The sequence below is a fragment of the Cryobacterium sp. M15 genome (genome assembly GCF_002929675.1).
In the GTDB taxonomy this organism is placed as follows: domain Bacteria; phylum Actinomycetota; class Actinomycetes; order Actinomycetales; family Microbacteriaceae; genus Cryobacterium; species Cryobacterium lyxosi.
In genome coordinates this window covers 19,529-32,454 of sequence record NZ_PJJW01000039.1, presented here as the reverse complement: position 1 = coordinate 32,454, position 12,926 = coordinate 19,529, and the positions used below count along the sequence as shown (strand labels likewise).

The following is a 12,926-nucleotide window of genomic DNA, read 5'->3' as shown; positions in this document are numbered from 1 at the left end:
AGGGTGCCCCACGCCAAGCGCGCGGTGGCCTGTGAAACGCGAGAATTGGCCGAAATCAGAGCTCGGTGACTTGCCCAGCCTCGACGTGCCAGTGCCGGTCGGTGTGCACGTTGTCGAGCATTCGGCGGTCGTGCGTGACAAGCAGCAGTGTTCCTTCATAGCTGTCAAGCGCCTGCTCGAGCTGTTCGATCGCGGCGAGGTCGAGGTGGTTGGTCGGCTCGTCGAGAACGAGCAGGTTGACGCCGCGCGCCTGCAGCAGTGCGAGGCCGGCGCGCGTGCGCTCTCCCGGTGATAACTCGTCAACGGGCCGGTTCACGTGGTCGGCTTTGAGCCCGAACTTGGCCAGCAACGTGCGCACGTCGGCGGGCGAGAGTTCGGGCACGAGCGACTCGAAGCTCACCGCGAGAGGCCGGGCACCGGCTAGATGGGCCCGAGCCTGGTCGATTTCACCAATCGAGACGCTGGTTCCGAGGTGGGCGCTGCCAGCATCCGCTTTCTGACGGCCGAGCAGGGCACGCAGCAGCGTGGACTTGCCTGCACCGTTCGGGCCGGTGATGCCGATGCGTTCACCGCCGTTGACCTGCAGCGTCACGGGGCCGAGCACGAAGTCTCCCTGGTAGAACTCGGCGTTGTTCAGGGTAGCCACGACGGCGCTCGAGCGCGGGGCCGAACCGATGGTGAACTCGAGCTGCCACTCCTTGCGGGGCTCCTCGACCTCGTCGAGGCGCGCGATGCGGCTCTCCATCTGGCGCACTTTTTGGGCCTGCTTCTCGCTCGACTCGACCGATGCCTTGCGGCGGATCTTGTCGTTGTCCGGCGCTTTCTTCAGGGCATTGCGCACCCCCTGGCTCGACCATTCCCGCTGAGTCCTGGCCCGGCCGACGAGGTCGGCCTTCTTAGCGGCGAACTCGTCGTAGTTCTCGCGGTTGTGCCTACGCGCTGTTTCGCGTTCCTCAAGGTACGAATCGTAGCCGCCGCCGAACACCCGGTTCGCGCCCTGGGCGAGATCAAGTTCGAGCACGCGGGTGACGCAGCGGGCCAGAAATTCGCGGTCATGGCTGACCAGCACGACTGCGCCGCGGAGGCCCTTGACGAAAGCTTCGAGGCGTTCCAGCCCGTCGAGATCGAGGTCGTTGGTGGGCTCATCGAGCAGCACGATGTCAAAGCGGGACAGCAGCAGGGCGGCAAGCCCGACGCGCGCGGCCTGGCCACCGGAGAGCGTCGTCATCATGCTGTCGGCGGTGAGTGTGGTGCCAAGCGCGAGGCCGAGGTCGGCGAGAACGATGGGCAGTCGCTCGTCGAGGTCGGCAGCCCCGCTGGCCAGCCAGCGTTCGAGCGCGGTCGAATAGGTGTCGGCCGCATCGGTTCCGTCGGTACGCGGCTGGGTATCCCCGAGAGCGGATGCCGCGGCATCCATTTCACGCGTCGCCGCAGCACAGCCCGTGCGCCGGGCGATGTATGCGGCGATGGTCTCGCCGATAACTCGTTCGTGTTCCTGCGGGAGCGCGCCGACGAAGGCATCCGCCGGGCTGAGGGTGATGGTGCCGGCCTGCGGCTCGCCACGCCCGGACAGCAGGTTCAAGAGGGTGGATTTACCGGCCCCGTTGGCACCGACCACGCCGATAACGTCGCCGGGGGCGACCGTGAGATCGAGTGATTCAAAAAGGGTGCGGTGCGCGTAGCCGCCGGCCAGGCCCCTGGCCACGAGTGTTCCGGTCATTACTCCATAATCTCATTGACCGCACGGTCCCCGTGCCTGCTACTCGGTAGAGTGAGCCTCGGCCGTGCAGCAGGGGTCTGCTGAGGCTGTAACCGGGGGAATCGAGACGATGAACGACAACAATGACAGCTTCGACCCGATGACTTTGCCGCAGGCGCCCGTGATGCACACAGCGCTGCAGAAGCGCGTGGTGCGGGTGCTCATCGCCGGGCAGATCCTCGGAGGAATCGGCATGGGCGCGACCCTGTCCCTCGGCGCGCTGCTGGCTGCGCAGTTGTCGGGGTCGAGTGCCTGGTCGGGCATGGCTGCGACTATGAGCACCCTGGGCGCCGCGATCGTGGCCATACCCCTCGCTCGGCTGGCGCAGGCCCGCGGACGTCGGGTATCGCTCGCGACCGGCTCGCTCGCCGCAGGCACGGGTGCGATACTCGCCATCACCTCGGTGTCGGTCGACAGCTTTGCCCTGCTGCTTCTCTCCCTCATGCTGCTCGGTGCCGGCTCGGCCACCAATCTTCAGGCTCGCTTCGCGGCCACTGACCTCGCCACCCCGCACTTTCGGGCCCGCGACCTCTCAATCGTGGTCTGGTCGACCACGATTGGAGCCGTACTCGGCCCGAACCTGTTCGGACCGGGCGAAATGCTCGGCGCAGCGCTCGGCCTGCCGGCGATGACGGGCGCTTTCGCGTTTTCCCTCGCTGCCACGGTCGCCGCCGCCTTCGTCTACGCGCTCGGGCTGCTCCCCGACCCTCTGCTGACCGCGCTGGCCGCGCGTACGGCGAGCGCGGGCATCCGCCGGGCCAATGGCGGTCTGTCAATTCTGCGCGGCAACGTGGCGGCCCGGTACGCCGTCATGGTCATCGCGCTCAGCCACGCCACCATGGTGGCTTTGATGTCGATGGCTCCTGTGCACCTGCGTGACCACGGCGCCACCCTCACCGTCGTTGGGCTGACTATCAGCCTGCACGTGGCCGGAATGTACGCCCTCTCCCCCGTCTTCGGCGCACTCGCCGACCGAGTGGGTCGTGTCCCGGTCATTCTCGGAGGACAGGCCCTGCTGCTCGTCGCCCTCACCGTCGCCTCGCTCAGCGACGGATCACAAAGCACGATGACGCTCAGCCTGATCTTTCTGGGACTGGGCTGGTCGGCATCCGTTGTGGCCGGTTCGACGCTCGTGTCCGAAGCCGTGCAGATCGAGGAGCGCGCGTCGTTGCAGGGTTTCTCTGACCTCGCCATGAACGCGGCCGGCGCGCTCGGCGGCGCGCTCGCCGGTCCGATTTTGGCGCTGGCCGGCTACTCCGGGCTCGGCATCGCTGCCATGCCCCTGGTTGCGATTGTGGTGGTCTGGTCCATCGGTCGGCTGCGCATAGCGACTACGAGTCGGTGACCGTGATGCCGAAGCTTTTCAGTTTGCGGTAGAGCGACGACCGAGCGATTCCCAGGGACTCCGCCGCGCGCATCCGGTTGCCTTCGGCTTTGTGTAGCGCGCCGACAATGAGGTCGCGCTCCCCTGCTTCCAGCGCCGTCAGCAGCCGGGGCGCAACGCCGTGGCAGTAGGCGGGCAGGTCTTCCGCCTGGATGGCACCGACTGGGCGCGTGAGCAGGGCGATATCGAGCGCTTCTTCGAGCTGCCGAATGTTGCCCGGCCAGGGGTAGCGGGAAATCACCCGCATAGCGCCGGCGCTGACGGTGGCGGGGCGCAATCCGGCTCGTCGGGAGAGGACCTGGGTGACGATGTCGGGCAGGTCGTCGATGCGATGCCGCAGGGGCGCCACCGTGACGGAGGTTTCAAAATGGTGCAGCAGGCTCGTATACGCGCGATTGACGGCGAGATCAGCCTGGAGATCGGGTTGCGACACGGTCACGGCGATGCCGGCAGGGTCGGCGCGAGTCTCCCGGGCGACGAGGAATGCCTCTACTTCTTCGGTGACCGCCGTACTCAACCGATCAAAATTGCGAAAAATGTACAGCGTGGGAGGAACCCCGACGCTGAGCAGGTCGTTCTCCAACAGGGATTGCAGGCCGTTCTCGTTGAGCGCTTCAGCGCCAAACACGACACTGCGACCCAGCGGGACGATCTGGCGATAGAGTTCGGCCAGGAGCGAAACCTTACCGCCGCCGGCCTCCCCCCACACGAGCAGGGCCGCCCCCGCAGTCAGCGCGGTGACCAGGCTGCTCGAGGCGCGTTTGCCGAGCAGGGAAGACACATCGTGGACGATGGCCGCTGCCGCTGCAGAGCTCCGCTCGGGTTCATGCACCCGCCGCCCGCGCCCTGGTGACAGGGTCAGACCTGACTCCCGGACCGGGAGGCGTGCCCGTTCGGACTTGATCTCGACGACCACGACGATACCGACGATGTCGGAGCCGACGACGACGCGCTTGCCCCGAATCTGCACGATCTTGCCCGACGACAGTTCGATCGCATCGACCGGCTGCCCCGGTGAGATCATCAGGTAGCGGGCGTGTTGGTGGATGGTCCACTGTTCATCGGGAGAGAACTGGCTCTGCGCCACTGTGTTGCCCATCACGACGGTACCGCCGATCGCCATGACCGCGCCGCGGGTGCGAGAATCCACCCGCACATACGCGTCAAACAGAGCCTGTTGCCGCTGGCTGCGGTCGATGAGCAGGTTGCGCTCTATTTCATGGGCGGCCGACTGCACCAGGGAATGCATGAGGGGGCTGGCGTCCTCGCTCAGGCAGCTAATGTCGAGCACCCCCTCTACCCGGCCGGTGAGCGGGTCACGAATGGGGCTCCCGGCGCACGCGAAGGGCTGCAGGTGCTCCAAAAAATGTTCGGGTCCCACGATGTACAGCGACTGGCCCGACTCGAGTACGGTGCCGATGCCGTTGGTTCCGACGTTTGTTTCGGCATAGTTGAAGCCCGGCGCGAGCGACACCTCGTCGAGCAGGGTTCCGATCGTCTTGTCGGTTTCGGAGCGACTGAGAATGCGCGCCTTGTAGTCGGTCAGAACGATCGACAGCGGCATCTGGGCCATCTCGTCGCTCAGTCGGGCGATGACCGGTTCGGAGCACCGCATCAGCCGACCGGTGAGATCCAGGTCGCTGTGAAAAACCGCCTGCGACGACACGGCATCGACGCCGGCTAAAAAGGATCGCTGCCAGGAAGCCGCTACCAATCCGGGAACCGATTGGGTTTCGGCGTGGCCGAAGCGAAGAAAATCGGCGCGAGCGGCGGCAATCCTGCTTCGCCGTTCGGCGACTCTGTACATATCTACTCCCTTGTGGACTCTGCAAGCATGCCCCCTGCGACCGGCGAACGCCAGCCGCAGGGTGTCCCAATGTGGGACACCCCGCCGCGGGAACGCGGGGTCATTCTTACGAGAGCGGTTTCCTCGGGAGCCTCGGTCACTCACAACTGCAACGCAAAGGAGCGCTCATGGAACGTTTGATCAACATTGACAATGGTGGAACCCTCACCGACATTGTCGTCGCCAGCGGCACGGATTTCACGTTCACCAAGACCCTCACCACCCCGGTCGACCTGTCCCAGTGTCTCTTCGACGCCATGACGAAGGCGTCGGCGCAGATCTATGGTGACGCCAACCTTGCCGGTCTGCTGCACTCGACCCAGCACATCCGCTATTCATCGACGCAGGGCACCAACGCGCTTGTGCAGCGCAAGGGCCCGCTGATCGGCCTGATCACCGACGATCCCACTCTGCCAGACTCGCTCGGCAACTCGGAAGAGACGGCCGGGCTTTTCAACGATCTGATCGGCGCCCGCGTCGGCATCATCGCCGCAGCCGGGACCCCGGAGGACCTGGCCCAGCAGCTCGTCGCCGAGATCAACCGGCTGACCACCGCCGGGGCCGAACGTCTCGTTGTCGCCGGCCAGAGCGCTGAACGCGAGCACCTGTTCAAACGAACAATGCTGAAGAATTTTCCGCGGCACCTGCTCGGGTCGGTCCCGATCTTGTTCTCCCGCGAGTTCGCCACAGACACCTCCCGGCAGCGCCAGGTCTGGTCGGGCATTCTGAACTCTTTCCTGCATCCAACGGTCGAGCGTTTTCTCTACAGCGCCGAACACCGGCTGCGCGCCTACAAGGTCAAGAATCCGCTGTTGATCTACCGCAACGACGGCGCCTCCTCCCGCGTCGCCAAGTCGGTCGCACTCAAGACCTACTCTTCCGGACCGCGCGGCGGGCTCGAGGGTACGCGTGCCCTCGCCGAGGCCTACGGTCTCGACAACGTGCTCATGATCGATGTCGGCGGCACGACAACGGATGTCGGAGCCGTCGCCAACTCCACGATCGCCGTCGACCGGCGCGGATCGATCCAGGGCGTCGACATCTCCTATGAGATGAGCAACGTGCGTTCCACCGGGGTCGGCGGCAGCTCGATCATCGCCGTCCACGACGGCAAGATCACCGTCGGCCCGGAAAGCGTGGGCGCAGCGCCCGGACCAGCCTGCTTCGGTTTCGGCGGCACCTCGGCCACGATCACCGACGTCAACCTGCTGCTCGGTGTGCTCGACCCTGCCACCTACCTGAACGGCGAGATGGCACTGGATGCTGAGCGGTCGCGCGCGGTCATCATCAAGACCGTCGCCGACCCGCTCGGGATCAGTCTCGAGGAGGCTCTGATTCTCATGGAAGCGAGCTACTCCAGCCACCTGGCGCGCTCCTTCGCCGACCTCGTGAGTGCAACCGGTGACACCACGGTCGCCGCGTTCGGCGGCGGCGGACCGATGAACGCCTGCAGTGCCGCGCGCATAGCCCGCGTGCACCAGGTACTCGTACCGCGACTCGCAGCAGTGTTCTCCGCCTACGGCATCAGCTTCTCCGACATCGCGCAGTCCTACGAAGCCAACGTCACCAGCTTCTCACCGGCCGAGATCGGTACGGTACGCACCGCACTGCAAGCGGATGCCGGCAAGGACATGTTTCAGGAAGGACACGACCTGAGCGAGTGCCAACTCGACTGGTCGACCCGGGTCGAAGATGGCGAAGAGATCCTCGCCCTCAAGGCCACCTTCCGGCTGCCGCACCCGGAAATTGCCAGCGGAGCGCCCGCTACAGCGAGCGTCGCCGTCGCCGCTGGAACCCGACAGGTGCGCTCTACTCCCACCCAGGTTGACACCGTGGCCGTCTACCACCTCGACGAGCAGAAGCCCGGTGCGACGGCAGCCGGACCGGCCATCGTCGAGGGCCCGTTCTTCACCGCGCGGGTGCCGCGCGGCTGGACTCTCACGGTTTCGACCGCCGGCGACCTGCAACTTGCCGACACGCTCTGACCCGATACCTCAACCCACTTTGTTTCCCAAGGAAGGTACAAACAAAATGCGCGTTCCCATGACCGAATACCTGCTCATCGACCTCGACACGGAACGATGGATCTGCCGCGTCTGCGCCCACGACTTCGGCGATGCTCGTGGCAATTATAAAGAGGGCACCCTGGTCTACGACCGAGACCCCCAAGAGATTCATCCTCCCGTGATCGACCCGGAGAAATACGAATTCACGTTCTCTCCCGACCCCACCTTCTGCCGCATCCTCGAGTATTACTGCCCCACCTGCGGAACCCAGATCGAAGCCGAATATCTGCCGCCGGGGCATCCACCGACCGTTGACATGCTGTGGGACATCGACTCGCTGCGCGAAAAGTGGAATGTGCATGGGGGCAACCCCGAAGAGGTCGTCAACTATGGTCCTGGCGAAAACGCCGAGGCCGACCTCAGCGCCCGGTTCGACTCCGTGGCACCCCACGCCCACTCGCGCCAAAACGAAGGACACTGACCGTGAAACGAATCTCGGTAGACATCGGCGGCACGTTCAGCGATTGTTTCTTCGTCTGGGATGACGTCTACATCGAATCCAAGGCGCTCACCACGCACCACAACCTGGCGCTCGGTTTCAACGAAGCCCTGGACCGGGCCTGCGAGCGGGCTGGTATCAGCCGCGAGACGGCACTCAAAGAGGTCGACTCGGTGCGCTACGCCACGACGCTGGGCACCAACGCCCTGATCGAGGGCAAGGGCCCACGGGTCGCGGCAATCGTCACCCACGGCTTCGAAGACACCATCCCACTCTCCCGCGGCCGCGGCTATGGCGAAGGACTCGACGGGGCCAAGCAGGGCGACATGCCCGACGCCCAACGTCCCGAACCGCTCGTGCCACGCCAGCTCATCCGCTCGGTGAAGGAACGCATTGATTCGGTCGGGGAGGTGCTCGTGCCGATCATGTACGACGACGTGCGCACCCAGGTGCGCGAACTCGTCGACAACGGCGCCGAGGCCATCGTCATTGCCCTGACCAACGCCACCGAGAACTCGGTGCACGAGGATCGCATTCTGGAAATCATTCTCGATGAGTACCCCGCGCACGAGCTCGGGTCTATTCCGGTGCTACTCAGCAGCCAGGTATCAGGGCGCAAGGGTGAATATGTGCGGGCCATGGCCACCATCGTCGACGCTTTTCTGCACCAGACCATGTTCCATGCGCTCAACCAGCTCTCCAACAACCTGCGCGACTCCGGCTATGAGAAGCCGATGCTGGTCATCCATAACTCGGGCGGTATGGCGCAGCCCAATTCAACGGATGCCCTGCAGACGATTCACTCCGGACCGATCGCCGGTGTCGGGGCGGCCCAGCACCTCGCGGAGTCGACCGGCCTCGGCGACGTGGTGTCGATGGATATGGGTGGCACCTCGTTCGACATCGGTCTGGTGCCAGAGGGCGGGGTACGGCACTACGACTTCCAGCCCACCATTGGTCGCTGGATGGTCTCCGCGCCGATGATCCACCTCAACACGCTCGGCGCCGGCGGCGGATCTATCGCCGCCTACAACCGCATTCACCATGCCCTCCAGATCGGGCCGGAGTCAGCCGGAAGCGACCCGGGCCCGGCCTGCTACGACCGCGGTGGCCTGCGCCCAACGGTTACCGACGCCGACCTGGTACTCGGCTATCTCGACCCGGACAACTACGCCAACGGGCACATCACTCTCAACAAGAAGCGTTCGATCTATGTCATCGATGAGACGCTCAGCGACGAGCTCGACCTGGACGCTGTCGAGGTTGCCAAGGTGATCAAGAAGACTGTCGACGAACAGATGGCGATCGGCATCGAAAAGGAGTTGCGCTCGCGTGGCGGCCTGATCGAGGACTACACGATGCTCGCCTACGGTGGTAACGGCCCGCTGCATGCCTGCGGCATCGCGGCGAGCGCCGGCATCAGCCGTATCTTGTTTCCGCCGTTCGCCTCGGTGTTCTCCGCGCTCGGGGCCGGCAACATGCGTCCGCTGCACATTCACGAACGCAGCGCCTACGTCGTTCTCTACGAACCGATCAAGCGCAGCCTCTACGCCCAGTACGAGGCGCTCAACGGGTACATCGAGGAGCTCGAAGCGAAGGGCGCCGAAGACCTCGTGCGTCAGGGCTACGACCGCGCCGACGTGCGCTACCGCCTCGAAATGGACATGCGCTACGGCAACCAGCTCGTCACCACGGCCGTCGCCTTCACCATCAACCGGGTCAATGGAGTCGCCGACGTGCTGCACCTGATCAAGACGTTCTCCGATCTCTTTGGCGAACGCTACGGCGAGGGTACCCAGGCGCCGGAGGCGGGCGTCCGTGCGCAGACCATTCGCGTAGCGTCCTATATCGAGGGCGAAGTCATTGCATTCGAGTCGATTCACACCGGCGGGGAGAAGATCAAGCCGGAACCGGTCTCGCATCGGTCGGTGCATTTCACGAGTATCGCCGGCGCGGTCGACACCCCCGTCTACGACGCCGAGGCGCTCAAACACGAATACGTGATCCACGGACCGGCGATCGTCACGACCGAGAACACCACCTATCTGGTCGAGCCCGGCTGGCGGCTGGAACCGACCAGTCAGGGTGCGGTATGGCTACTGAGCGACTGACCGTTTTTCTCACCCTCGCAACACCTCAAATAAGCAAAGGAGCTTGAACCATGACATTGACAACTGACAAGTTCGTGCCCACCAGCGGAAACGACGACGCGTCCCAGCTACTCACCGACCAGGAACAGCAGTGGGTCGACAAGTTCATGGACGAGACCACTCTTTTTCTCGGACCAGACCCGGCCATCATGCGTACTCACGAGATCATGCCGCGCACCGCCTATGAGGAGGAGTGCATCGCGCAGGGCATCGACCCGCTCGAGGTCGACCGGATTCGCAAGCGCCTGGCCGGTGCACTTGATGAGGCCTTCGAGATGTGCGAGAGCATGGGTGCGGCGCCCGGAGCGAAGTGGGCCGACCTCTCCTGCGCGGTCTACACCGCCGAGGGCGATGTCACGTATCTCTCCAACCGCGGCGTGATCGCCTTCTCTGCGGTGCTGCACCACCCCATCCGCTACATCATGAAGAACTGGAAGGATGAGCCCACCGTCGGCATCAACCCGGGTGACGGTTTCTTCCACAACGACTCTCGCTTCGGCATGGTGCACAACACCGACCAGTCGATGCTTGTGCCGGTCATGCGCGACGGAATCATCATCGCCTGGGTGGGTGCGACCATCCACGAAGGCGAGAACGGAGCGTGCGAACCTGGTGGCATGCCGTCGGGTTCGGAGTCACCATTCGATGACGGTCTGCGGGCCTCGCCGATCAAGATCGTGGAGAAGGGCCATCTGCGTCGTGACCTGCTCACGTTCTTGCAGCACTCCACGCGCGACCCGAAGCTCATGCTCGCCGACATCAAGGTAAAGATGGGCGCTACCCGGCGCATCATGGACACCGTCGACCGGCTCATCGACGAGGTGGGACAGGAGACCTTCGTCGCGTCCCTTCGCGTCACCGTCGAGGATGTCGAGACTGAGGTACGCCGCCGCATCGCCGAGTTGCCCGACGGCACCGTCACCTTCAATCAGTTCGTGGACTCCACGCTCAAGGAGAACATCCTGATCAAGTTCGCCTGCAAGATCACCGTCACGGGCGAACGAATGATTATCGACCTCACCGGTACCGGCCCCGAGATTCTCAATCGGGCCCTCAACTCACCGCTCGCGTCGACGAAATCGTTCATGTCCCAGGCAGTTCTCTCGTACTGGTGGCCCGACCTGCCTCGCAGCACCGGAGCGTTGTCGCCGATCGAAATCATCACGGAGGAACATACCTGGGCGGATGCCGGGTACGATGCGCCCGTCGGCCAGTCGCTGCAGGCATCCTTCCGCGGCTTCTCGGCCCTGCAGTCGGCCTTCGCCAAGATGCAGTTCTCATCGCCGCAGAAATACTCGAACGTCGTCGCGCCTTGGTTCAACCAGATCAACGATTTTCTCTGGGGCGGCACCACGCAGAACGGTGAACAAGTGGGCAACCTGTGCGCTGACCTCAACGGCATGGGCGGCGGCGCGAAGGCGTTCCGCGACGGTGAAAATGCCGTAGCGCCGTTATTCTGCGCCATGGCCGACCTCGGCGAGCAGGAAGTCATGGAAGAGGAAGTTCCGTTTCTGCAGTTGGTCAGCAAGCGGCTGGTGCGCGACAACCAGGGCTTCGGGAAGTTTCGCGGCGGTATGGGCTACGAGATGATGGTGGCCTCACGCGGCACACCGAGCTGGGGTTTCATGACCGTCACCTCTGGATCGAAGTTCTCCTCGGTTCCGGGCATGTTCGGAGGGTACGGATGCCCGACGTACCCCCTGGCCATGGTCAAAAACATCAACATCTACGACATCATCAAGAAAGACCCCTCGCAGTTCAACCTGTCGATGGAACGTGTCATGAACGAGCAGCCTTTTGCGGGCGGCGACTACCAGTCCGGTCACATGGGACTGCAGTTCGACGTGGCGAAGGAGGGCGAGCTGTACATGATCGCCCAGGGCGCCGGCGGCGGCTACGGCGACGTGCTGGAGCGCGACCCCGAACTCGTAGTGACTGACCTGGAACTGGACCGGATCTCGGCCCACGTCGCCACGAACATCTACGGCGTGGTCTGGGAAGCAGACACCTTCGTGGTGCACGAAGAAAAAACGACCCTGCTGCGGGCACAGATGCGCCAGGATCGGATCAGCCGCGGAAAGCCGTACAAGGAGTTCGTTGCGGAGTTCGTTCAAGAAGAGCCGCCCAAGGACCTGCTCTATTACGGTTCGTGGGGACAGGACAACAACGAGGAACTGCTGGCGACGCACTGGGGCAAAATCGAGCCCGAGCGAGTCAAGGGCAAGATCAAAGATCTGCCACTCATCATGGTTCCTGACCGCCGAGTACTGAAAATCAGCAAGCTCGAGGCGCGGGTACGTGAACTCGAGCAGAAATACGGCGAAGAGACCGTGCACAAATCCTGACCTGTCCTTTCTGACCCGTGGCTGCGGGGTCGTCTCCTGGCGGCCTCGCAGCCACGGGTCACCCTTTTATTCGATCGCAGGGAGACACCATGACACTTTCGCTACCTGAGCTTCTGGCCGAGCCACCCTCGGGCCGCAGTCGGGCTGTGGTGTTGGACAGTCACGATTATGCCCAATCCGTTTTTTTGCAGGGCAAACCCGTGCCGTGGCAGGAACCCATGGCGTACGCGAATTTCTTCGGCCAGGTTCAGGGCGTTCTCAAGTCCGATCTGGCGCTGGTCAGTCTCGACCGGTTCTATGCACACCGGGTCGCATCTGATCCCGCTCTTCAAGCCGCCATGGGCGCCAAGTCCCGCACCGGTTACGCCCTCCGCACCCTGCTGGGTGATACCGAAACGACGGCGTCCGTGATTGAACTGGTCACCGTTCTGAGCCAGACTCAGCGGGTGCCGGTCGTGCTGCAGATTCCGTCACCTATGCAGTGGCTGGCGCGAACGCATCCGTTTTCGGGGTCGGCCGACGTGTCAGGGCTCGACGCCGACACTGCCGAAAACGCATCGATGTATGTCGCCGATTGGCTGCGCGGATTCGCCGCGCTGCCGTTGATCGCGGTGTTGCTCGACGACCGCGAACCCTCTCTCGGCAGCGAACCGATACCGCTGTCGACGTACTCGCCGATCACCAACGTGACCGACCACTACAAGTGGGCGCTCGGCCAGCGGCACGACGATCGGGTCGAGCTGCACAAAAGTGCGCTCCACGGAGCGGTGATCGGCACGGATTTCTGGTCGAACGACACCGACACGTTGCCGGTCGGTGATTTTCTGGTGGGCGAGGTGCCGCTTGGGGCAGTTCCGGAGCGGGTACTGAGCCGCATTTCGAAACTTCTCTAAAACGGATGCCGGCGGTCGCGAAGAACGCGACCGGCACGAATTCG

Annotated in this window: 8 protein-coding genes; 6 read left to right on the top strand and 2 right to left on the bottom strand. The window is 64.0% G+C overall.

What is annotated here, in order from left to right:
* Positions 1-55 precede the first annotated feature (55 nt).
* A complete protein-coding gene (gene abc-f, locus CXY83_RS11560) occupies positions 56-1,720 on the bottom strand; it encodes a ribosomal protection-like ABC-F family protein (protein WP_104197507.1) in 1,665 nt (554 codons plus the stop codon).
* Positions 1,721-1,829: 109 nt separating this feature from the next.
* Between abc-f and CXY83_RS11555 the strand changes: the two genes are divergently transcribed.
* Positions 1,830-3,104, top strand: a complete 1,275-nt coding sequence (locus CXY83_RS11555; protein WP_369831157.1) for an MFS transporter — start codon at positions 1,830-1,832, stop codon at positions 3,102-3,104.
* On the opposite strand, the gene CXY83_RS11550 is transcribed toward CXY83_RS11555, so the two are convergent.
* Entirely contained in the window at positions 3,091-4,950 is a 1,860-nt protein-coding gene (locus CXY83_RS11550) for a sigma-54-dependent Fis family transcriptional regulator (RefSeq protein WP_104197506.1), read from the bottom strand. The two genes, CXY83_RS11555 and CXY83_RS11550, sit on opposite strands and share 14 nt — an antisense overlap.
* Positions 4,951-5,117: 167 nt before the next feature.
* Between CXY83_RS11550 and CXY83_RS11545 the strand changes: the two genes are divergently transcribed.
* The 5 genes from CXY83_RS11545 (at position 5,118) to CXY83_RS11525 (ending at position 12,882) form a co-directional block, all read left to right on the top strand.
* Complete coding sequence (locus CXY83_RS11545; protein WP_104197505.1) at positions 5,118-6,974, top strand: hydantoinase/oxoprolinase family protein; 1,857 nt, start codon at positions 5,118-5,120, stop codon at positions 6,972-6,974.
* A gap of 46 nt (positions 6,975-7,020) precedes the next feature.
* Complete coding sequence (locus CXY83_RS11540) at positions 7,021-7,476, top strand: acetone carboxylase subunit gamma (protein ID WP_104197504.1); 456 nt, start codon at positions 7,021-7,023, stop codon at positions 7,474-7,476.
* 2 nt (positions 7,477-7,478) lie between these two features.
* Complete coding sequence (locus CXY83_RS11535) at positions 7,479-9,605, top strand: hydantoinase/oxoprolinase family protein (RefSeq protein WP_104197503.1); 2,127 nt, start codon at positions 7,479-7,481, stop codon at positions 9,603-9,605.
* Between the two features lie 50 nt (positions 9,606-9,655).
* The gene (locus CXY83_RS11530; protein WP_104197502.1) at positions 9,656-11,989 is read left to right on the top strand and encodes a hydantoinase B/oxoprolinase family protein; all 2,334 of its coding nucleotides are present in this window, start codon (positions 9,656-9,658) and stop codon (positions 11,987-11,989) included.
* 89 nt (positions 11,990-12,078) lie between these two features.
* Positions 12,079-12,882 (top strand): hypothetical protein, encoded by an 804-nt coding sequence (locus CXY83_RS11525; protein WP_104197501.1) that lies wholly within the window; start codon positions 12,079-12,081, stop codon positions 12,880-12,882.
* Positions 12,883-12,926: the final 44 nt, after the last annotated feature.